At 69.5% G+C, this 21,715-nt stretch carries 20 protein-coding genes and 2 pseudogenes; 16 read left to right on the top strand and 6 right to left on the bottom strand.

What is annotated here, in order from left to right; all coding sequences use genetic code 11:
- Positions 1 to 2: 2 nt before the first annotated feature.
- The 4 genes and pseudogenes from CCR97_RS13310 to CCR97_RS13295 all read right to left on the bottom strand — a co-directional run.
- Positions 3 to 566: pseudogene (locus tag CCR97_RS13310) on the bottom strand (F0F1 ATP synthase subunit B); the annotation flags it as partial.
- A 161-nt stretch (positions 567 to 727) separates the two neighbouring features.
- Positions 728 to 955: a F0F1 ATP synthase subunit C gene (locus CCR97_RS13305; protein WP_111360051.1), complete on the bottom strand. Its 228-nt coding sequence runs from the start codon at positions 953 to 955 to the stop codon at positions 728 to 730.
- A 66-nt stretch (positions 956 to 1,021) separates the two neighbouring features.
- Positions 1,022 to 1,774 carry a F0F1 ATP synthase subunit A gene (locus CCR97_RS13300; protein ID WP_111360050.1) on the bottom strand — a complete coding sequence of 251 codons (753 nt, stop codon included), beginning with the start codon at positions 1,772 to 1,774 and terminating at the stop codon, positions 1,022 to 1,024.
- 87 nt (positions 1,775 to 1,861) lie between these two features.
- Positions 1,862 to 2,230, bottom strand: a complete 369-nt coding sequence (locus CCR97_RS13295) for an AtpZ/AtpI family protein (protein WP_111360049.1) — start codon at positions 2,228 to 2,230, stop codon at positions 1,862 to 1,864.
- Positions 2,231 to 2,523: 293 nt separating this feature from the next.
- Here CCR97_RS13295 and CCR97_RS13290 point away from each other — a divergent pair, with 293 nt between their 5' ends.
- The 3 genes from CCR97_RS13290 (at position 2,524) to CCR97_RS13280 (ending at position 4,591) form a co-directional block, all read left to right on the top strand.
- Positions 2,524 to 3,000 (top strand): hypothetical protein, encoded by a 477-nt coding sequence (locus tag CCR97_RS13290; RefSeq protein WP_201159555.1) that lies wholly within the window; start codon positions 2,524 to 2,526, stop codon positions 2,998 to 3,000.
- A gap of 246 nt (positions 3,001 to 3,246) precedes the next feature.
- Positions 3,247 to 3,708 carry a secondary thiamine-phosphate synthase enzyme YjbQ gene (locus tag CCR97_RS13285; protein ID WP_111360660.1) on the top strand — a complete coding sequence of 154 codons (462 nt, stop codon included), beginning with the start codon at positions 3,247 to 3,249 and terminating at the stop codon, positions 3,706 to 3,708.
- Between the two features lie 202 nt (positions 3,709 to 3,910).
- On the top strand, positions 3,911 to 4,591 hold the full coding sequence (locus tag CCR97_RS13280; RefSeq protein ID WP_111360659.1) for a response regulator transcription factor: 681 nt from the start codon (positions 3,911 to 3,913) through the stop codon (positions 4,589 to 4,591).
- Positions 4,592 to 4,791: 200 nt separating this feature from the next.
- Here the strand turns inward: CCR97_RS13280 and CCR97_RS13275 are convergent.
- A pseudogene (locus tag CCR97_RS13275) lies at positions 4,792 to 7,143 on the bottom strand (sensor histidine kinase); the annotation flags it as partial.
- A gap of 17 nt (positions 7,144 to 7,160) precedes the next feature.
- Between CCR97_RS13275 and CCR97_RS13270 the strand changes: the two are divergent.
- The 13 genes from CCR97_RS13270 (at position 7,161) to ccoS (ending at position 20,858) form a co-directional block, all read left to right on the top strand.
- Complete coding sequence (locus CCR97_RS13270; RefSeq protein ID WP_245428870.1) at positions 7,161 to 8,258, top strand: PAS domain-containing sensor histidine kinase; 1,098 nt, start codon at positions 7,161 to 7,163, stop codon at positions 8,256 to 8,258.
- A complete protein-coding gene (locus CCR97_RS13265; RefSeq protein ID WP_111357486.1) occupies positions 8,230 to 8,865 on the top strand; it encodes a response regulator transcription factor in 636 nt (211 codons plus the stop codon). Before CCR97_RS13270 ends, CCR97_RS13265 begins: the two co-directional genes overlap by 29 nt.
- 160 nt (positions 8,866 to 9,025) lie before the next feature.
- Positions 9,026 to 9,388: a response regulator gene (locus tag CCR97_RS13260; protein WP_111357485.1), complete on the top strand. Its 363-nt coding sequence runs from the start codon at positions 9,026 to 9,028 to the stop codon at positions 9,386 to 9,388.
- Between the two features lie 666 nt (positions 9,389 to 10,054).
- Complete coding sequence (locus CCR97_RS13255; protein ID WP_201159554.1) at positions 10,055 to 10,783, top strand: Crp/Fnr family transcriptional regulator; 729 nt, start codon at positions 10,055 to 10,057, stop codon at positions 10,781 to 10,783.
- 355 nt (positions 10,784 to 11,138) lie between these two features.
- Positions 11,139 to 12,257 carry an AbrB family transcriptional regulator gene (locus CCR97_RS13250; protein WP_111357484.1) on the top strand — a complete coding sequence of 373 codons (1,119 nt, stop codon included), beginning with the start codon at positions 11,139 to 11,141 and terminating at the stop codon, positions 12,255 to 12,257.
- Positions 12,258 to 12,418: 161 nt separating this feature from the next.
- A complete protein-coding gene (gene ccoN / locus CCR97_RS13245; RefSeq protein ID WP_420826073.1) occupies positions 12,419 to 14,044 on the top strand; it encodes a cytochrome-c oxidase, cbb3-type subunit I in 1,626 nt (541 codons plus the stop codon).
- Between the two features lie 13 nt (positions 14,045 to 14,057).
- On the top strand, positions 14,058 to 14,792 hold the full coding sequence (ccoO, locus tag CCR97_RS13240; protein WP_111357482.1) for a cytochrome-c oxidase, cbb3-type subunit II: 735 nt from the start codon (positions 14,058 to 14,060) through the stop codon (positions 14,790 to 14,792).
- 10 nt (positions 14,793 to 14,802) lie between these two features.
- Positions 14,803 to 14,964 (top strand): cbb3-type cytochrome c oxidase subunit 3, encoded by a 162-nt coding sequence (locus CCR97_RS13235; protein WP_111357481.1) that lies wholly within the window; start codon positions 14,803 to 14,805, stop codon positions 14,962 to 14,964.
- 6 nt (positions 14,965 to 14,970) lie between these two features.
- Positions 14,971 to 15,840, top strand: a complete 870-nt coding sequence (gene ccoP / locus CCR97_RS13230; RefSeq protein WP_111357480.1) for a cytochrome-c oxidase, cbb3-type subunit III — start codon at positions 14,971 to 14,973, stop codon at positions 15,838 to 15,840.
- Between the two features lie 161 nt (positions 15,841 to 16,001).
- A complete protein-coding gene (gene ccoG, locus CCR97_RS13225) occupies positions 16,002 to 17,450 on the top strand; it encodes a cytochrome c oxidase accessory protein CcoG (RefSeq protein ID WP_111357479.1) in 1,449 nt (482 codons plus the stop codon).
- Between the two features lie 84 nt (positions 17,451 to 17,534).
- Positions 17,535 to 18,065: a FixH family protein gene (locus CCR97_RS13220; RefSeq protein WP_111357478.1), complete on the top strand. Its 531-nt coding sequence runs from the start codon at positions 17,535 to 17,537 to the stop codon at positions 18,063 to 18,065.
- A gap of 238 nt (positions 18,066 to 18,303) precedes the next feature.
- The gene (locus CCR97_RS13215) at positions 18,304 to 20,649 is read left to right on the top strand and encodes a heavy metal translocating P-type ATPase (RefSeq protein ID WP_201159553.1); all 2,346 of its coding nucleotides are present in this window, start codon (positions 18,304 to 18,306) and stop codon (positions 20,647 to 20,649) included.
- Between the two features lie 20 nt (positions 20,650 to 20,669).
- Positions 20,670 to 20,858, top strand: coding sequence for a cbb3-type cytochrome oxidase assembly protein CcoS (ccoS, locus tag CCR97_RS13210; RefSeq protein ID WP_111360347.1), 189 nt, complete (start codon positions 20,670 to 20,672; stop codon positions 20,856 to 20,858).
- Between the two features lie 145 nt (positions 20,859 to 21,003).
- On the opposite strand, the gene CCR97_RS13205 is transcribed toward ccoS, so the two are convergent.
- Positions 21,004 to 21,483 carry a RidA family protein gene (locus CCR97_RS13205; RefSeq protein ID WP_111360781.1) on the bottom strand — a complete coding sequence of 160 codons (480 nt, stop codon included), beginning with the start codon at positions 21,481 to 21,483 and terminating at the stop codon, positions 21,004 to 21,006.
- Positions 21,484 to 21,715 lie beyond the last annotated feature (232 nt).

The raw sequence follows: 21,715 nt of genomic DNA, 5'->3' as shown, positions 1-21,715 counted from the left end.
CCTCAGCGCGCGAGCGCGCGATCGACCGCGGCGGCGGTCGCGTCGGCGCTCGGCTCCTTGCCGATCAGCTGGGTCACGATCGCATGGGCGGCGTCGACCGCGATGCCGCGCACGTTGGTCATCGCCTGGCCCTTGGCGGCGGCGATCGACGTCTCGGCGGCGGCGAGCTTGTCGGCGAGCTCGGCCTCGACCGCCTTGCGGTGCGCCTCCGACTCGCGGGCGAGCCGCTCGCGCGTCTCGGTGGCGATCGCATGGGCGTTGTTGCGGGCGTCGGCGAGCGCCTTCTCGTAGGCCGCCACCGCCTTGTCGGCGTCGCCCTTCAGGCGGACCGCCTGGGAGAGGTCGCCGTCGATGCGGGCGCGCCGGTCGGTCAGGATGCCGGCCATCCGGGGCAGCGCCACCTTGGCCACCATCGCGTAGAGCACGACGAAGCAGAGCGCGAGCCAGAACAGCTGGGACGCGTAGGTCTCCGCCTTGAACGGCGGAAAGCCGCCGCCGTGCCCGGAGGCCGGGGCGTGTTCCGTCGTCGCGTGGGTGGGCTGGGCCATCGGCCCCTCCTTGTCGGAACTGTCGGAGTCGGAACTGTCGGAACCGGAACGTCGGCGCGTCGCGTGAAAAGATCACTCGCGCGAGGAACGATCACGCCGCGCGAGAGGTCGCGACGCGAGGTCGCGAAACAGCGTGTCGCGCGGACGCCGGGCGTCCGCGAGCCACGGCCGGCCGTCGATCAGACGGCGAACAGCAGCAGGAGCGCGATCAGCAGCGAGAAGATGCCGAGCGCTTCCGTGATGGCGAAGCCGAAGATCAGGTTGCCGAACTGGCCCTGGGCGGCGGACGGATTGCGCAGCGCGGCGGAGAGATAGCTGCCGAAGATCTGGCCGACGCCGAGCGCGGCGCCACCCATGCCGATGCAGGCGATGCCGGCGCCGATGTACTTCGCGGCGATCGGATCCATGTGGAAGCTCCTTTTTTCGTGCTGGACTGAGGATCGTTGGGTCGTGGTCGTGGGTCGTGAAGTCGGTCAGTGGCCCGGATGAAGGGCGTCGCTTAGGTAGATGCAGGTGAGAAGCGTGAACACGTAGGCCTGCAGGAACGCGACCAGGAGCTCGAGCGCGGTCAGCGCGGTCACCATGGTGAGCGGCAGGATGCCGCCGATCCAGCCGATCGCGCCGAGCGCGCCGCCGAGCCCGGCGACGAAGCCGGCGAACACCTTCAGCGTGATGTGGCCGGCCAGCATGTTGGCGAACAGACGCACGCTGTGGGAGATGGGCCGCGACAGGAACGACACGATCTCGATCAGCACCACGAAGGGCAGGATGTAGCCCGGAATGCCGTGCGGCACGAACAGGCTGAAGAACTTGAGCCCGTGCGCATAGAGGCCGTAGCCGATGACGGTGAAGAAGACGAGGAGCGCCAGCGTCGCCGTGACGACGATGTGGCTCGTCACCGTGAAGGTGTACGGGATGATGCCGATGATGTTGGCGAACAGGATGAAGGTGAACAGCGAGAACACCAGCGGGAAGAAGCGCATGCCTTCCTCGCCGGCCGTCGACCTGATCATGTCGGCGACGAACTCGTAGGTCACCTCGGCCATCGACTGCAGCCGGCCCGGCACGAGCTGGCGGCCCGCCGTGGTGCCGACCATCAGGAAGGCCGTGACGGCGACCGAGGCCATCATGAACACGGCCGAGTTGGTGAGCTGAATCTCGGTCGCACCGAGCTTCACGAGGGGAGCGATGTTGACGATCTCGAACTGATGAATCGGATCAGCCATGACCTCTCGGGTCCCCTTCCACTGTTGCCCGCCCCACCGGAGCGTCTCCGGCCTGCATGTCGCCGGCCCAGGCGTCGCCGGATGGCGTCACGGACGGCCGTCGCGTCGTTCCGTACTCTGTTCCGGCACCACGCCGGCGGCGCGCATCACGTTGACCACGCCGGCCGCGAAGCCGACCAGAAGAAACACGATCATTCCCCACGGCGCGATCCCGAGCCAATGGTCGAGCGACCAGCCGATCACGGCCCCGACCAGCACACCCGCCACCAGCTCGGAAGAGAGGCGAAAGCCGCGGGCGAACCCCGCGTAGCGCGTGCTCGATCGCGGTGCCGACGCATCACCCGACGGGGAACTCGTCCGTTGCCGGTCGAGCTGTTCGCCGAGACGCTGGAGCCTCGCGGAAAGATCGGCTTCCTCGGCCGGGCGGTCGTCCTTGTCGTGCGCGTTCGGGGCCATGATCTCGCCTCCCGCGCAACGACGTCCGGTCGGACGTCCACCCCCCGCCAAAGCCGCGCGGACCATACTGACCGCGTTTCGGCGAGTCAAGAATTCCACGGCTCGTTGTGGGCGCCGCAGCGAAGCCGCTAACCCCCTTGTCTCCTGCGGGGAATCCGGCGCCGACCGGGGCCTGAGCGCGGGCGCTGCCGCGGGTGCCGATTTGCCGCAATCGGCGTTAAGCTGGGAGCGACCGCACGGGCGGCCGGCGGCGGCCCCGGCCGCCGTACGCCCTGGACCCGAGAGGACCCCCGATGATTCGACATCCCCTGGCGGCGGCCGTGCTGGCCGCGTCCGTGACGGTCGTCGCCGGGACGACCGCCCCGGCCCAGAGTCCGCCGGCCCCGCCGAGCGCCGACGGCGACGCCGCCCGCTTCAGCTATCACCGCACCGAGGAGGGCTTCGCCCGGCTCGACCTGCGCACCGGCCAGGTGTCGCTGTGCAGCCTCAAGTCGTCCGGCTGGGCCTGCCAGGCGGTGCCCGACGACCGCACCGCCTTCGAGAGCGAGATCAGCCGGCTGCAGTCCGAGAACGTCGCGCTCAAGAAGGCGCTGCTCGACCGCGGCGTGCCGCTGCCCTCCGGGGTGAAGCCGGAGGCGGCGGCGCCGGCCGATCCCGGGCGCGGCAGCGCCGACGCCGAGCTCGACCGGGCGCTCAACTTCGTCGAGCGCGCCTGGCGGCGGCTGATCGAGATGATGACCAGCCTGCAGCGCGACCTCGGCAAGACGTGAGGGGTGTAGGCGCGAGCCGAGAGGAGTGAAAGCACAGCCTCTCGGTGGTCGTCGTCCGCGCAGGCGGACGACCCAGTATCCACTGGCCTCGGTTGTTTCAGTCGAATCGCTGCGGCGTACTGGGTGCTCCGCCTTCGCGGAGCACGACGGCGGAGAGGCTTCGGACCCGAATTCGACCCGTGCCCGCCTGCGCGGGCACGAGCGGAGTTTCGGGCCGGCGACGATGAGAATGACGAAGGAGAAAAAATGCCCGGAACGCTGAGCCCGGTTCGGACTGCCGCGGTGGCGACGGTCGCCACCGCGACCCTGACGGTCGCGACCAAGGGCGAGGGCTTCGTCGACATCACCGACGAGGCGCGGCGCTTCGTCGAAGGCGTCGGCGGCCGCCACGGCACGCTCCTCCTGTTCATGCGCCACACCTCGGCGTCGCTGACCATCCAGGAGAACGCCGATCCGGACGTCCGCACCGACCTCGTCACGGCGCTCGACCGGCTCGCTCCGCGCGATGCCGGCTGGGTGCACGAAGCCGAGGGGCCGGACGACATGCCGGCGCATGTGAAGACGCTGCTGACCGGCGTGTCGCTCGCCGTCCCGGTGGTCGGCGGCCGGCTCGCGCTCGGCACCTGGCAGGGGATCTACGTCGCCGAGCACCGGGCGCGGCCGCATCGACGCGAGGTCGTGCTGCAATTTCTGGGCGAGACGTCCTGAGCCGTCGCGGCTGGCGGCGCACGGCGCGAGACCGCGGCCACGGTGGTAGCCCGAGGCGTCAATTTGGCTTGACGATCGGCACAAGCCCCGATTGGGTGGTGCGTGCATTTGTCCTATGATGGCGTAAGCGGGCGGAGGCCGCGGGCCGGACGCACCGGTCGCGCCGCGCACGACACGCCCGGATCAAGGGGCAGGATTCGACTTGAGTGACATCACGTTCTACCGGCTGGTGATCGCCGACGACCATCCGCTCTTCCGGGGCGCCATGCGGGAGGCGGTCGCGGGGCTGTTCGAGAAGGTCGAGATCGCCGAGGCCGGATCGTTCGATCAGATCTCCGAGATCCTCGATCGCGGCGGTGACGTCGACCTGATCCTGCTCGATCTCGCGATGCCCGGGGTGCGCGGCTTCTCCGGCCTGCTCTATCTGCGCGCCCAGTATCCGAGCGTGCCGGTCGTGGTCGTTTCGGCGACCGACGACCCGAGCGTGATCCGCCGCTGCATGGATTTCGGCGCCGCCGGCTACATTCCCAAGACGCTCGGCGTCGACGTCATGCGCCAGGGCATCACGGCGGTGCTGCAGGGCGGCCTGTGGACGCCGCCCGACATCGACCTCGACGCCAGCGCCGACCCGGAGGCCTCGGCGGCGCTCGCCCGCTTCGCGACGCTGACGCCGCAGCAGGTGCGCGTCCTGATGATGCTGTCGGAGGGGCTGCTCAACAAGCAGATCGCCTACGAGCTGTCGGTGTCGGAGGCGACCGTGAAGGCGCATGTCTCGGCGATCCTGCAGAAGCTCGGGGTCGAGAGCCGCACCCAGGCCGTCATCGCCGCCTCCAAGATCGAGATTGGCCAGTGGCCCCCGGCCACGGCAGCCGCCCCGCATTGAGGGTCGGGCGGCTTCCCTCTCCCCGCTGGCGGGGAGAGGGTGGCTCGCCGCGCAGCGGCGAGTCGGGTGAGGGGGCGCCTCCGTAAAGCTCAAACCCGCGGCGACGCCCCCTCACCCGACATCCGCGCTGGACGCGCGAATGTCGACCTCTCCCCGCGCAGCGGGGAGAGGTGCAAGGAACGCCTCCATAACCCGCCTGATCACTCCGCCGCCGCGACCCGGAGCGCCTGCCACTGCGCGAGCTGGGCGCGCAGGGGGGCGGGGCGGACCGGCTTGTTGAGGATGCGGATGTCGAGCATCCGGGCGGTGTCGCGCACCTCGCGGGTGCGGTCGGCGGTGAGCAGCATGGCCGGCAGCGACTCCCCGTAGCGCCGGCGCAGCGCCACGATGGTGTCGATGCCGTTGCCGATGTCGAGGTGATAGTCGACCAGCAGCACGGTCGGTCGCCGGCCGCTGCGCTCCACCGCCGCGATGGCGCGGTCGAGATCGGGCGCCTTCAGCACCTCGCAGCCCCAGCCCGACAGCAGCGTCTCCATGCCGTCGAGGATCGCCGGCTCGTTGTCGATGCACAGCGCGATCGACCCGGCGAGGTGGCCCTGCGCCCGCACGGCCTGAGTCTCGGCCGGCTCCGGCATCGCCACGGCGGCGCGCGGCAGCGTCACCGAGAAATGCGAGCCGCGGCCGACCTCCGAGCGCAGCGCGATCTCGTGGTCGAGCACGCGGGCGATGCGCTCGACGATCGACAGGCCGAGCCCGAGGCCGCGCGCCACCATGGCGCCGCGCTCCAGCCGGTGGAACTCCTCGAAGATGGCGCGCTGGCTGGCGCTCGCGATGCCGATGCCGGTGTCGTAGACGTCGATGCGCACGGCGGCGCCCTGGCGCCGGCAGCCGACCAGCACGCGGCCGTGCTCGGTGTACTTGATCGCGTTGGAGACGAGGTTGCGCACCAGCCGGCGCAGCAGCCGGCGATCGGAGCGCACCACCAGGCGGCTGTGCACGAAGCGCAGCGACAGCGCCTTCTCGCGGGCGAGCGGGGCGAACTCCACCTCGAGCTGGCGGAACAGGTCGTCGACCGCGAAGGTCGTGATCTCGGTCTTCAGCACGCCGGTGTCGAGGCGCGAGATGTCGAGGAGCGCGCCGAGAATCTCCTCGACGGCCTCGAGCGAGGCGTCGACATGGCCGGCGAGCCGCGCCTCCTCGCCGGTCGGCTGGCGCTCGACCAGGCTGGTCACGTAGAGGCGCGCCGCGTTGAGCGGCTGCAGGATGTCGTGGCTCGCCGCGGCGAGGAAGCGGGTCTTCGAGAGGTTGGCGTTCTCGGCCGCCGCCTTGGCGTCGGCGAGCTCGGCATTGAGCCGCTCGAGCTCGGCGGTGCGCTCGCGCACCCGGTGCTCGAGCTCGTCGTTGGCCCGCGCCAGCGCCTCGGCCGCCTCGACGCTCGGGGTGATGTCGGTCAGCGTCACCACGACGCCGCCGCCCGGCATCTGCGCGACCCGCACCTCGATGATCAGGCTGCGGGCCGGGAAGCGCTCCAGGAACGGCTCGGCCAATGTGGCGTAGCGGCCGACCCGCTCGCGCACCAGCGTGTCGACCTCGCCCGGCCCGAACGCGCCCTTGGCGGCGTTGAAGCGCAGGACGTCGTCGAGCGTGGTGCCGACCCGCACCAGCGCCGGCGGCAGGTCGAGGATCTCGCCGAACTGCCGGTTCCAGCAGACCAGCGCCATCTCCTTGGAGAACACCGCGATGCCCTGGCGGACGTGATCGAGCGCGGTCTGCAGGATCTCGCGGTTGTAGTGGATCGCCGCGTTGGCGTCGTCGAGCAGCTTGAGCGCCGCCTTGGTCGACATCAGCCGCTTGCGCAGGAGGAGCGACAGCACGAGCCGCGACGAGGCGGCGCCGATCGCCGAGGCGAGCAGGAACTCGGCGTGCTGGAGGAGCTGGAAGTCCGCCTCCTGCTTGGGATCGAGCGGCATCCGGCGCGACGCCGCGAAGGTCTCGAAGGCCGTGCGGGTGCGCTCCTCGCCGATGTAGCGCGCGACCGTGGTGGTCAGCTCGCCGACCGTCACGGCCGAGCGCCACAGCCGGAAGCTCGGCGTCGTCGGGGTGAGCCGCGAGGGGACGAAGATGTCGGCCTGCAGCCGCTCGATCGCCGAAGGCGCCTGGCGCAGCGACACCGCCACGTAGGTGAGCACGTTGAGGACGAGGCTGACGACGACGCCGTGGACGAGCGGCGGCAGGTCGAGACCGAGCAGCGCCTCCGGGCGCAGCAGCGCGATGCCGAACGGCCCGTGGACCAGGATGTCGCGGTCGATCATGCCGGCGGCGACGAAGCTCGGCAGCAGCAGCGTCCAGGTCCACGCCGCGAAGCCCACCAGCATGCCGGCGACCGCGCCGCGCGCCGTCGCCCGCCGCCAGAACAGGCCGCCGAAGAAGGCCGGCGCGAGCTGGCTGATCGCCGCGAAGGACAGGAGGCCGATCGAGGCGAGCTGCGCCAGCCCGGCCGAGCGGTGGTACAGATAGGCGAGCAGCATGATCGCCAGGATCGCGAATCGGCGTCGACGAGCGCGGCATCGTGCTCACCTACAACAAGGCGTGCGAGCGCCTGTTCGGCTACACGGCGGTCGAGATGCTCGGCCGCAACGTCTCGACCATCATGCCGAACGATCACTCGCGGGCGCACGACGGCTACATCGGCAACTACATCGCGAGCGGTCACCGCAAGATCATCGGCATCGGCCGCGAGGTTCCGGCGCAGCATCGCGACGGCACCGTCATCCCGATCCACCTGTCGGTCGGCGAGGCGGTGACGTCGGCCGGACGCCAGTTCATCGGCATCATGCGCGACCTGCGGGCCCGCAACGAGAGCGAGCAGCGGCTCGCGCAGCTGCAGGCCAATCTGGTGCGCATGGCGCGCGTCTCGGCGGTCGACGAGATGGGGGCGGCGCTCGCCCACGAGCTCAACCAGCCGCTGACCGCCGTGATGCTCTATCTCCAGGCGGTGGAGCGCTCCTGCGCCAAGCAGGGCGCCGCCGGCGCCATCCCGACCAGCGTCATGGCGATTCTCGAGAAGGCGGTGCGCGAGGCCGAGCGGGCCGGCAGCATCATCCAGCGGATGCGCCAGTTCATCGAGAAGCGCGATCCGGTGCGCAAGAGCGTCGAGCTCAACCCGCTGATCGAGGACGCCCTGGAGCTCACCGTGCTGGGCAGCGCGCCCGGCACCCGCATCGTCCGCGACCTCGCGTCCGGCCTGCCGAACGTGATGGTCGACCCGGTCCAGATCCAGCAGGTCGTCGTCAATCTGGTGCGCAACGCGATCGAGGCGATCAAGGGTTGCGACGTCCAGGTGGTGCGGGTGTCGACCCGGCTGCGGCCCGACGGCGTCGGGCTGAGCGTGCTCGACAGCGGTCCCGGCATCCCTCCGGACGGCATTTCCGAATTGTTCAAGGCTTTTTCGTCCTCCAAGAGCCAAGGGCTCGGACTCGGCCTTGCCATTTCGAAATCTATCGCTCAGACCCACGGCGGCGATCTCATCGTCGATCCGGGAGGTCGGGGGCGGGGGGCCTGCTTCACCTTGCTCCTGCCGCTGCCGCTGCCGGACGAGGCGAGCTCGGGCGCGACGACAGCAACCAAGGACGGACACAATGGGTCAGAACGCCACCGCGGCTGGTGAGATCCACATCATCGACGACGATCCCGCGGTCCGCGACGCGCTTTCGGTCGTGCTGACCCTGGAAGGCTATCACGTCACCACGTTCGCGGACGGGCACTCCTTCCTGGCGGCGGTGCGCTCGCGGGCGCCGGCCTGCATCATCCTCGACGTCCACATGCCGGGGCGGTCCGGGCTCGACATCCTCAAGGAGCTCAACGCCAAGAACTACCCAGCGCCGGTGTTCATCATCTCCGGCCAGGGCGACATCCCGATGGCGGTGGAGGCGATCAAGAACGGCGCCTTCGACTTCATCGAGAAGCCGTTCGACGCCGAGACGGTGGTCAACCGGGTGCGCGACGCCATCGAGGCGGCGAGCCGGCGGCAGGCGCGTGCCGGCCTCGGCGAGACGCTGACCCAGTTCCCCGGCAGCGACCTCCTCACCGCGCGCGAACGCGAGGTGCTCAACCTCATCGCGGCGGGCGCCTCCAACAAGGAGGCCGGGCGCCAGCTCGGCATCAGCCCGCGCACCATCGAGGTCCACCGCGCCCGCATCATGGAGAAGCTCGGCGCCAAGAACGCCGCCGACCTCGTCCGCATCGTCCTGTCGGAGTCCCCCCGCAACGCCTGAGCGTCCCGCCTCGTCGCTCTGTCCCAGGCTCGCAGACCTCCTCTCGGAGCGCTAAGTAATATTGCTTAGCGTTGTACTACGAATTGAGCCCTTGGCGAGGTGCTCCGATGTTGAGAGGCAAGGCAGCTCGTGGGCTGGCTGCGAGCTGTTGGGTTCTGTCATGGCCGTGCATGTCGTCGAAGATGATCCGGGGGTGAGCGACTCGCTCGCCATCCTTCTGGAGCATTTGGGGTTCGAAGTCGTGTGCCACGCCGACGCGGAGGACTTCTTCCGCGCCGGCCCGCCGGCCGCCAAGGACATCGTCTTCGTCGATCTCATTCTCCCGGGCATCAGCGGCGCCGAGTTGATTCGCTGGCTGAACGGCCTGAAGGACCCGCCCCGAATCGTCGCGATGTCGGGCCAGTCGCAGAACACGATCGACCTGCAGCTCCGCGGCCTCGAAGGCGTCGGCGAGATGAGCATCATCCGCAAGCCGCTGTCGCACGGCGCCATCACCCAGCAGCTCGCCACCCTGCGCTCCTGACCCTGCGCTCCTCCTGACCGGCGCTCCCGCGCGGCGCGTGCGGCGAGATCGTCGGCCGCGGCCGCGCAGGCGAGGTTCTGCAACACTCGCTCGTCCCGCGGCGGCGCATCCGGATCGGCACCTTGAGCCGTTCGGGCACAGGCTTCGCACCGAACCCGGGCTCCATCCCGGAAGGACGAGTTCGTCGCCGAAGTCCGGATTCGCGCCTTCGACGCCTTCGACGCGCTCGGAATGACGATTTCTGCAAAGCTCCCGCCGTTTCGCAGTATGATGGATTGGAGCTTCGGCCCCGACCTCGGGACTAATCCAGCGCCGCAACGGCCGATCGAGACGCCCTCGGAAAGCCCCTCCGCACAAGTGCGTACGGCGAAAGTTCGAGACGTCGGGGCGGCGACCGAACGTAAGGCGCGCTTGACAGTCGTTGGGTGCGGTGCAATCTCAATCGCACGGTTGAAATCCACGTCTTCCAGATCGTCTCGAAGGCGCCCGAAACGCCCGTTTCGGGCCCTTCATCGTGCCGTGCAACATACTGAAACATAAGGGCTTTTTACGATAAGGGTTTCTCCGTAAGCATTCATGCCAGATTACGCCTCGGCGATCAGCTCCGGTAATGTCCCATTGCGCTGCCGAGCGTTTCAACCCCCGGCTCGTCCGGCGAGGACCCCCATGAAGCCAGCCATCGCACAGCGATCCATTTCCGTTGCGGTCGAGTCGCCCTGTCGGCTCCCGACGTCCCACCGCGCCGCGCCCGCTCCGGCCGCCAGCCGCCGCGACGAGGAACCCCACGGACAGCGCCAGCGCGTCGGTCAGCACGCCCACATCTTCCGCGAGGGCGACCGCGCCGACCGGATGTATCAGCTCGTCGACGGCGCCGTGATGCTCTACAAGCTCCTGCCCGACGGTCGCCGTCAGGTGGTCGAGCTGCTCTCCGCCGGCGACGTGTTCGGCCTGTCCGCGCTGCCCGTGTACGACTGCTCGGCCGAGACGCTGGTCACCTGCAACATCATCGCGTGGGAGCGCGCCGCGGTCGAGCACTCGCCCGAGCTGCTGCGTCGGCTCAGCGGCCACGTCCACGCCCAGCTCTGCGCCCTGCACGAGCATGCCGTGCTGCTCGGCCGCAAGTCGGCGCTGGAGCGGGTTGCCACCTTCGTCATGCATTGCGTGCCGGGCCGCGGCGGCTTCAACTGCTCGGGTCCGCGCTGCGGCGGCGACTCGGCCGTCGTTCGCCTCGGCATGACCCGCCAGGAGATCGCCGACTATCTCGGCCTCACGCTGGAAACCGTCTCGCGCGCCTTCTCGGAGCTGCGTCGTCGCGGCATCATCGCGATCGACAAGCAGGAAGAGGTGCGGGTCCACGACGTCTGCCGCATCTGTCAGCTCACCGGAGCGCACTGAACAAGGCGCACTGACGCGGGTGCCGCGACCGGCGTGACCGCGCCGGCGCGCAGCCAGGCCGGCGCCGGCCATCGCGCGCCGATCCGCCAAGCTTTCGGAGCGACCGTCCATCTCCTCCCCGGATGGTCCTCTTCAACTCGAAGCGCCGTACGATTCGTACGGCGCTTTTTTTTCGCGCCGTCTCGTGTTCGCGCTGTCTCGTGTTCGCGCGGCTGCGTGTTCGCGCCCTGCGCGTCGTGGCGATCGAGATCTCCACAACGTGGCGTCGCGCCGCGCCGACCTTGCGACATTCTCATAAGAACAGTTCGCACTCCGTCTGAAATGCTCTAAGAGAGCGGCGAGACGCAGGACCCCCATGCAGACGCGTTCGCCTGATCCCGTGCGCCCACCCTCGGGCTCGAAGTTCTCGCTCCGCGATTGTCGTAATCTCGCCGAGACATTCGCGATCGCGTCCGCCGGTGCGGGTCTGTTCTATCTCGCCAACATCCCGGCCGCCTTCCTGGCCGGCGCCATGGTGGCGGTCGCGGCCGCCGCGATCGCCGGCCGCCCGTGCGGCGTGCCGCGCCCGCTCGCGCGCGCCTGCTTCGTGATCGTCGGCCTGTCGCTCGGCAGCGTCGTCAACCCGGCCTCTCTGCGTGGCATCGCGGCCTGGCCGATCAGCATCGCGGCCGTCGTCGCGGCGTCGGCCTGCGTCACGGTCGCGACCACGTATTATCTGCGCAAGGTCCACGGCTGGGAGACGATGACCGCGATGTTCGCGGCCGTGCCCGGGGCGCTCTCCCAGGTGCTCGCGCACGCGGTCGAGGAGAAGTGCGACGTCCGCGGCATCGCCGTGGTGCAGTCGCTGCGGGTGGTGATTCTGACGGTCGGCGTGCCGGTGGCGCTCGCCGCGCTCGGCCACGGCGGACCGACGAGGCTCGCGGCGCCGCCGTCGAGCCTGTTCGCCGCTCCCGGCGAGCTCGCCGTGCTGGTCGCGACGGCGCTCGGGGTCGGGCTCCTCCTGATGCGCACCGGATTTCCGGGCGGCCTGCTGATCGGCCCGATGACGGTCTCGGCCGTGCTGCACGGCACCGAGCTGATCACCGTGACGCTGCCGGCCTGGGCGACGATCGGCGGCATGATCGGGCTCGGCGCGATCTCCGGATCGCGCTTCACCAACACGTCGACGGGTCTGCTGCTGACCTATCTGGGCGCCGGGCTCGGCGCCTTCGCCGTGGCGGTCGCGGTCACGGCGGCGTTCGTGCTGGCCCTCGTGCCGGTCCTGCACCTGCCGCTCGGCGACCTCACGGTCGCGTTCTCGCCCGGCGCCATCGACGCCATGATGGTGCTGTCGCTCGCCTTGCACATCGACCCGGTCTTCGTCGGCGCGCACCACATCGCGCGCTTCTTCGCCGTGTCGGTGACGCTGCCGGTGGTGATCCGATACGTCCGAAGACTGCGGAAGGACGGCGGAGACGACAGCATTGTCAAGTAAACTGGACAATCAAGTCGCTCTGACACTCGGTCCGATTGACTTTCATCAATGCGTGCAGCGCGAGCATCCTGACTAGTCCTGGACGCTCTTCAATTCAGCCCGATCTTGTAACGCCGCAACCCAAGGCCCCATCCATGGCTCAATCGACGGTTCGCAAGACCATGACATTCGGGGAAGGCGGACTCGCGTTCGTCTTCGCCGTGACGACACTGCTCTGTCTGATCGGAGCAGCCAAGGCGCAGGACGCGCCGTTCGCGTTTCATGCCTATCTGTCGGCGGCCGCGAGCGTCGCGGCCGTGTTCCTGATCTTCCGGGGCTATTTCAACCGTCCGTCCGTGCTGCCCGGCGAGGCGACCGACGACGGCCGCATCAACTACAACGACGGCCCGATCAAGTTCGCCACGGCGGCGGCGGTGTTCTGGGGCGTCGCCGGCTTCACGGTCGGCCTCTACGTGGCGCTCGAGCTCGCCTATCCGTGGCTGAACTTCGACCTCGCGTTCCTGAACTTCGGGCGCCTGCGGCCGCTGCACACCTCGGCCGTGATCTTCGCCTTCGGCGGCAACGTGCTGCTTGCGAGCTCCTTCTACGTGGTGCAGCGGACCTGCCGCACGCGGCTCGCCGGCCACATGGCGCCGTGGTTCGTGATTCTCGGCTACAACTTCTTCATCGTCATCGCCGGCACGGGCTATCTGCTCGGCGTCACCCAGGGCAAGGAATACGCCGAGCCCGAGTGGTACGCGGACCTGTGGCTGACGATCGTCTGGGTGGTCTATCTGCTCGTCTACCTGGCGACGATCATCAAGCGCAAAGAGCCGCACATCTACGTCGCCAACTGGTTCTATCTCGCCTTCATCGTCACCATCGCGGTGCTGCATCTCGGCAACAACGCGACGCTGCCCGTCTCGGTGTTCGGCTCGAAGTCCTACATCGTCTGGTCCGGCGTGCAGGACGCGATGTTCCAGTGGTGGTACGGCCACAACGCGGTGGGCTTCTTCCTCACCGCCGGCTTCCTCGGCATCATGTACTACTACGTGCCGAAGCAGGCCGAGCGGCCGGTCTACTCCTACCGGCTGTCGATCGTGCACTTCTGGGCCCTGATCTTCCTCTACATCTGGGCCGGCCCGCATCATCTCCACTACACGTCGCTGCCCGATTGGGCGCAGACGCTCGGCATGACCTTCTCGATCATGCTGTGGATGCCGTCCTGGGGCGGCATGATCAACGGCCTGATGACGCTGTCCGGGGCGTGGGACAAGCTGCGCACCGATCCGGTTCTGCGCATGATGGTCGTCTCGGTCGCCTTCTACGGCATGTCGACCTTCGAAGGGCCGATGATGTCCATCAAGGCCGTGAACTCGCTCAGCCACTACACCGACTGGACCGTCGGCCACGTCCATTCGGGCGCGCTCGGCTGGGTCGGCTTCGTCTCGTTCGGCGCCATCTACTGCATGGTGCCGTGGCTGTGGCACAAGAAGCAGCTTTACAGCCTCAAGGCCGTGAACTGGCACTTCTGGCTCGCCACCATCGGCATCGTGCTCTACGTCTCGGCCATGTGGGTGTCCGGCATCCTGCAGGGCCTCATGTGGCGCGCCTACACGTCGCTCGGCTTCCTCGAATACTCGTTCATCGAGACGGTCGAGGCGATGCATCCGTTCTACGCGACGCGTGCGCTGGGCGGCGCCCTGTTCGTCCTCGGCTCGCTGATCATGGCGTGGAACGTGTGGATGACGGTGCGGTCGGGCGAACCGGCCCCCGTCGCGCGGCCCGCCCTGCAGCCGGCCGAGTGAAGGAGGAACGACCATGTCGCTCATGGCCAAGCACGAGATCCTCGAGAAGAACTCGATTCTCCTCCTCATCGGCATCCTGCTGGTGATCTCGATCGGCGGTCTCGTCGAGATCGCCCCGCTCTTCTACCTGAAGAGCACCATCGAGAAGGTGGAGGGCATGCGGCCCTACACCCCGCTCGAGCTCGCCGGACGTGACATCTACGTCCGCGAGGGCTGCTACACCTGCCACTCGCAGCAGATCCGTCCGCTGCGCGACGAGGTGGAGCGCTACGGGCACTACTCGCTCGCCGCCGAGTCGATGTACGACCATCCGTTCCAGTGGGGCTCGAAGCGCACCGGGCCGGACCTGTCGCGGGTGGGCGGCAAGTACTCGGACGAGTGGCACGTCGCCCATCTGAAGAACCCGCGCGCCGTGGTGCCGCAGTCGGTCATGCCGGGCTATCCGTTCCTGGCGAAGACCGAGCTCGATCCCAAGGCGGTCGCCGCCCAGATGGAGACGCTGCGGATCGTCGGCGTGCCCTACACGGACGATCAGATCAAGAACGCCGCCAAGGACCTCAAGATCCAGGCGACGCTCGACGATCCGGCCGTCGCCGACCTCCAGGGCCGCTACCCGAAGAGCACGGCGCGCGACTACGACGGCAACCCGTCGCGCGTCACCGAGATGGACGCCCTCGTCGCCTATCTGCAGATGCTGGGCACGCTGGTCGATCTCAAGCTCTACGACGACAAAGCCAACCTGCGCTGAGAGGGGATCCATGAAACCGGAATTCGGACTGTCCCTGATCGGCCACCTCGTCGCCAACTGGTGGACGCCGTTCTTCGTCCTCCTGTTCGTGGCGGTGCTCGCCTACGCGCTGTGGCCGCACAATCGCGCGGCCTTCGACCACGCGGCCAAGATGCCTCTGCGGGAGGACTGAGAGACCATGGCGAAGCAAGACATCGACGCCGTCACCGGCATCGCGACCACGGGTCACGAGTGGGACGGCATCAAGGAGCTGAACAACCCGCTGCCGCGCTGGTGGCTGTGGACGTTCTATGCCTGCTGCATCTGGGCGTTCGGCTACTGGATCGTCTATCCGGCGTGGCCGCTGGTGTCGTCCTACACGGCGGGCGTGATCGGCTACTCGTCGCGCGCCAATGTCCGGGCCGACATGGTGGCGCTCCAGCAGCTCCGCGGCGAGAAGGCGGCGGCGCTCGCCAAGGCCGACCTCGCCGACATCGAGAAGGATCCGAACCTGCTCGCCTTCGCGCGGGCGCAGGGGCGGGCCGCGTTCGGTGACAACTGCGCGCCCTGCCACGGCACCGGCGCCACCGGCTCGAAGGGTTACCCGAACCTCAACGACGACGACTGGATCTGGGGCGGCACGCTCGACGCTCTCCACCAGACGCTCCAGTACGGCATCCGCTCCGGCCACGCCCAGGCGCGCGAGAACCAGATGCCGGCCTTCGGCAAGGACGGCACCCTGAAGAAGGACGAGATCGTCCAGGTGGCGAACTACGTCCGCTCGCTGTCGGGCCAGCCGACCCGGGCCGGCGTCGACCTCGCCGCCGGCAAGCAGCTGTTCGCCGACAACTGCGCGGTCTGCCACGGCGACGACGGCAAGGGCAACACCGAGCTCGGGGCGCCCAACCTCACCGACCGCATCTGGCTCTACGGCGGCGACGAGGCGAGCCTGATCGAGACGATCACCAATGCCCGCGCCGGCGTGATGCCGGCCTGGGTCGACCGCCTCGATCCGGTGACCATCAAGGCGCTCGCCGTCTACGTTCACACGCTCGGCGGCGGACGTTGACCGGGCGACGGTAAACGTATTCAAGATTGAGAATGATCAACCCCGCGTTCACGTCCGCGGCGTAAGACAGGACCGTCCCGGCCCGGGGCCGGGGCGGTCCATTTCTCGGAGCATCCTCCACGTGCGCAGGGTGCGCCACCGGAGCACAGGGTCCCCCGCCCATGAACATGCCCGTCAAGCCGCCCGTCGCCGCTCTCGCCGACGCCCCGCTCTACGTCGCGGCGAAGAAGAACTTTCCGCAGAGCGTCCACGGCCGCTTCCGCACCGTCAAATGGGTGCTGATGGCGGTGTTCCTCGGCATCTACTACCTGCTGCCCTTCGTGCGCTGGGATCGCGGCCCGAACTCGCCGAGCCAGGCCGTGCTGGTCGATCTGCCGAACCGGCGCTTCTACTTCTTCTTCATCGAGCTGTGGCCCCAGGAGGTCTACTACTTCACCGGCCTCCTGGTGATCGCCGCGATGGTGCTGTTCCTCCTGAACGCCGTCGCCGGCCGGGTCTGGTGCGGCTACGCCTGCCCGCAGACGGTGTGGACCGACCTGTTCTACGCGGTCGAGCGGTGGATCGAGGGCGACCGCCGCGAGCGCATGAAGAAGGACAAGGAGGGCCTCACGGCGCGCCGCGTCGGCGAGCTCACCCTCAAGCATTCGATCTGGCTGCTGATCGCCTGGTGGACGGGCGGCGCCTGGGTGCTCTACTTCGCCGACGCGCCGACGCTGGTGAAGGAGCTCGCCACCTTCCAGGCCCCGATGATCGCCTATGCGGCGATCGCCACGCTCACCTTCACGACCTACACGCTCGCCGGCCACATGCGCGAGCAGGTCTGCATCTACATGTGCCCGTGGCCGCGCATCCAGGCGGCGCTGACCGACGAGTGGGCCCTCAACGTCACCTATCGCTACGACCGCGGCGAGCCCCGCACCTCGATCAAGAAGGCGGTGGAGCTGCGGGCGATCGGCGAGAAGGCCGGCGACTGCGTCGACTGCCTGCAGTGCGTCGCGGTCTGCCCGACCGGCGTCGACATCCGCCACGGGTCGCAGCTCGGCTGCATCCAGTGCGGCCTGTGCATCGACGCCTGCGACAACGTCATGTCGAAGATCGGCCGGCCGACCGGCCTGATCGCCTACGACAACGACATCAACATCGGCCGGCGTCTGGCCGGCGAGGCGCCGGTCTATCGCTTCGTGCGCGCCCGCACCATCATCTACACCGGCATCATCGCGCTGGTCGGCGCCGTGATGCTCTACACGCTCTCCACCCGCACGCTGATCGACATCAACGTGCTGCACGACCGCAATCCCCTGTTCGTCAACCTGTCCGACGGCTCGGTGCGCAACGCCTACACGATCCGCTTCCTCAACAAGCGGTCCGATCTGCGCACCATCGAGCTCTCCGCCTCCGGCGTGCCGATCCCGGTCGTGCACGTCATCGGCGAGGAGCCGGCGAGCCGCACCATCGTGGCGGTCGGCCCCGACCAGACCCGCGAGGTGCGCGTGCTCGTCACGGTGCCGCCGGGCGCTCGCATCGGCGCGTCGAACCCGATCACCTTCACGGCGCGCGACGTCGACTCGGGCGACACCGCGACCGCGACCGATCACTTCTTCGGGCCGTGACGTCGAGCGCGCGCAGGGTCCAGGATGGACCGTGCCGGAACGAGCCGTGACAGGGCGAACGTGACAGGACAGGGAGCGTCGCGCATGGAGACCGAGACCGCGGAGACCGAGACCGCGAGCGGGGGCCGGCCGCTGACCGGCCGGCGGGTGGCGATCTACATCCTCGCCTTCTTCGGCGTGGTGATCGGCGTCAACGGCGTGATGATGAAGCTCGCCGTCGACACGCTGCCCGGCACCGTGGTCGACAGCGCCTATCGGGCGAGCCTCGCCTACAACAAGGAGATCGCCGCCGCGCACGAGCAGGTGTCGCGCGGCTGGCAGGTCGCCGCCCATGTCGAGCGCGTCGCCGAGCGCGACGGCGGCCACAAGGCGAGCGTGCGCATCGAGGCGCGCGACGCCACCGACAAGCCGGTGAGCGGGCTCGTCGTCACGGCGCGCCTCGCCCGGCCGACCGACCGTCGCGACGACCGCACCCTCGAGATCGCCGAGCGCGGCATCGGCATCTATCGCGGCGAGGCCGAGGACGTCGCCGCCGGCCAGTGGGACCTCGTCATCGAGGCGGCCCGCGGCGGCGACCGCGTCTATCTCTCGAAGAACCGCGTCGTGCTGCCCTGATTCTGTTCGGTGGCTCGGGACACGCGCGCTTGCCCTTCTCCCCGCGCGCGGGGAGAAGGTGGCGCGCCGCGAAGCGGCGTGCCGGATGAGGGGGCGTCTCGTCCCGCTCGAGACTCGCGGAGACGCCCCCTCACCCGGACTTCGCGCCTTCGGCGCGAACCCCGACCTCTCCCCGCGCGCGGGGAGAGGTGAAACTGCCGTCATCGTGCAGCCGTCATCGCATCAGAGACATGACGACATGACCGACACCCCCGATCTCACCCGGCCCGACTTCACCCATTTCGTCGAGACGCTCGACGACGGGCGCGCGCGGCTCGATCTCGCCGTCGACGGCATGACCTGTGCGGCCTGCATGTTCGAGATCGAGGGCGGGCTCGGGGTGCTGCCGGGCGTCACCCAGGCGCGCGCCAACCTGACCAGCGGCCGCGTCGCGGTCGAGTGGCAGGAGACCGAAGGGTCCGAAACGCTGGCGCCGGCGGCGATCGTCGGCCGTCTCGCCGAGCTCGGCTACAAGGCCTATCCGTTCGACCGCCACCGGATGGAATCGGAGGAGCATCAGGAGGCGCGCTTCCTGCTGCGCTGTCTCGGCGTCGCCGCCTTCGCGGCCATGAACGTGATGCTGCTGTCGGTCTCGGTGTGGTCCGGCAACGTCACCGACATCACGCCCGAGCAGCGCGACTTCTTCCACTGGCTCTCGGCCCTGATCGCGCTGCCGGCGGTCGCCTATGCGGGCCAGCCGTTCTTCCGCTCGGCGACCCGCGCCCTGATGGCCGGCCGGCTCAACATGGACGTGCCGATCACGCTCGGCGTGCTGCTCGCGCTCGGCCTGTCGGTGTTCGAGACCCTGCACCATGCCGAGCACGCCTATTTCGATTCGGCCGTGATGCTGCTCACCTTCCTGCTGGCCGGCCGCTGGCTCGACCAGAACATGCGCCGCCGCACCCGCGCGGTCGCCGCCAACCTCGCCGCCCTCAAGGCCGAGACGGCGACCAAGTTCGTCGGCGATGGCGAGATCAGCGAGGTGCCGGTGGCGGCGATAAGGCCCGGCGACCTCGTGCTGGTGCGGCCGGGCGAGCGCATCGCGGTCGACGGCGAGGTCGAGGACGGCCGCTCCGAGATCGACCAGAGCCTGGTCACCGGCGAGACCGCCCATGTGACGGCCGAGCGCGGCACCCTGGTCTATGCCGGCACCCTCAACGTCAACGGCACGCTGCGGGTGCGGGTCGGCGCCGCCGACCGCGGCACCCTGCTCGACGAGGTGACGCGGCTCCTCGACCGCGCCGTCGAGGCGCGCTCGCACTACGTCCGGCTGGCCGAGCGGGCGGCCCGGCTCTACGCTCCGGTCGTCCATCTCACGGCGCTCCTCACCGTGATCGGCTGGGTGCTGCTCGGCGCGAGCTGGCACTTCGCCATCGTCACGGCCGTGGCGGTGCTGATCATCACCTGCCCGTGCGCGCTCGGCCTCGCGATTCCCGCCGTCCAGGTGGTGGCCTCGGGCGCGCTGTTCCGCAGCGGCGTGCTCCTGTCGTCCGGCGACGCCATCGAGCGGCTGGCCGCGGTCGACACCATCGTGCTCGACAAGACCGGCACGCTGACGCTGCCCGAGCCGGAGCTCGCCGACGCGGGCCGGGTTCCGCCGGAGACGCTGGCGCTCGCCGGCCGGCTCGCGCTGACCAGCCGGCATCCGCTCGCCGCGGCGATCGCCAAGGCTGCCGGCGCCACGGTGCCGCTCGACGGCGCGCACGAGGAGCCGGGGCAGGGGGTGAGCGCCGTCCTCGACGGCGACGAACTGCGCCTCGGCCGCCCGTCCTGGTGCGGCGTCGAGGCGGAGGCGGCCCGGATCGCCGCCGCCGACCCGGAAGCCTCGGTGATCGCCTTCCGACACGGGACGCGCACCGCCGTCTTCGCCGTGCGCCAGCGGCTTCGCGAGGACGCGACCGCGGTGTTGGCGGCGCTTCGGATGAAAGGCTACGCGATCGAAATCCTCTCCGGCGACCGCGAGGCGGCCGTCGCCCATGTGGCGCGCCAGCTCGGCGTGACGACCGTGCGGGCCGGCGCGACCCCGGCCGACAAGATCGCCCATGTCGAGGCGCTGCGCGCTAGCGGCCGCAAGGTCCTGATGGTCGGCGATGGCATCAACGACGCTCCGGCGCTCGCCGCTGCCGACGTGTCGCTGTCGCCCGTCACGGCCGCCCATCTCACCCAGGCGGCGGCCGATGCCGTGTTCCTGGGCGATCGCCTCGCCCCCGTCGCGACCGCATTGGCCGTGACGCGCCGGGCGCGAAGAATCATGCACGAGAACCTGTGGCTCGCCGTGGTCTACAATGCCATCGCGGTGCCGGTGGCGATCATGGGCTACGCGACCCCGCTGATCGCGGCGCTCGCGATGTCGGGGTCCTCGGTGCTGGTGATCCTCAACGCGCTGCGCGCCAAGGGGGACGCCGGCGAGGCGGTGGTGAGCGACCGCGCCGAGGCGTCGCGACCCGGCGCCGGCGCGGACCCGAAGGCGCCGGCGGACGTTGTCGGGACGAATGGCGGTGCGTCGGCGCGGACCATCGCGCAAGCGCACCAGCCGACGCTCTAGGCAGGCCACGGAGAGGCGGCATGGAAGTCCTGGTCTATCTGGTGCCGCTCGCGCTGCTGCTCGGGCTGAGCGGGCTCGCCGCCTTCCTGTGGTCGCTGAAGTCCGGCCAGTACGACGACCTCGACGGCGCCGCCTGGCGGGCCATCCAGGACGACGACACGCTGCCGCCGCCGCCGCGGCGCGACGCAAAGGCGCCGCCGTCGCGGTGAGGCGGCTGGTCACGCCAAGTCCGGTCCCACGCCGTCATTCCGGGGCGCGGCGAAGCCGCGAACCCGGAATCCAGCGGCAAGCTCCGAATCGTTGGCTGGATTCCGGGTTCGGCGCTTTGCACCGCCCCGGAATGACAGCATCGAATCAATCGATCTCCACCTCCGCCTCGATCTCGACCGCGATGCCGAACGGCAGCTCCGCCACCCCGATCGCCGAGCGGGCGTGCTGGCCGCGCTCCGGCCCGTAGACGGCGAGGATCAGGTCCGAGAAGCCGTTGATCACGGCCGGCATCGCCTGGAAGCCCGGCGCGCTCGTCACCATGCCGAACGCCCGCACCCAGGCGGTCACGCGGTCGAGGCTGCCCAGCTCGCGCCGAAGGCTCGTGAGGATCGACAGGCCGGTGAGGCGCGCCGCCTCGCGGGCGTCGTCCAGCGACACGCCGTCGCCGACCCGTCCGGGCTGCGCCCACAGGCGGCCGTCCGGCAGCACCGGGCCATGGCCCGAGATCACGGCCCGGCGGCCGACGACGCGCACCGGGGCGAAGGGCAGCACGGTGCCGGGCGGCAGCGCCGGCGGCGGCGGCAGCACGAGCCCGAGCTCCTGCAGGCGGGATTCGATCGACATGGTGAAGAGATCCTTCTCAGAACGAACATCGACGCCGGAGGCGACGAGCCGCGCGGCCTCGGTTCCGCAGCGGTCGTCGTCCCGGGGCGGCGCGCGAGCGCCGAACCCGGGACCCATATGTGGACGGCCCCCGTGCAGCAAGAGATTTTCAGAACGGATCGGATCGCTTGCGTCCATATGTTCGGCCTGTCGGTGCGGCCACTCGCGGCCGCTGGCCAAGATGGTTTCCGCG

This window comes from Rhodoplanes elegans (assembly GCF_016653355.1).
Taxonomy (GTDB): Bacteria; Pseudomonadota; Alphaproteobacteria; order Rhizobiales; family Xanthobacteraceae; genus Rhodoplanes; species Rhodoplanes elegans.
The sequence above is the reverse complement of the archived record's forward strand: the minus strand, read 5'-3'. Positions and strand labels throughout refer to the sequence as shown.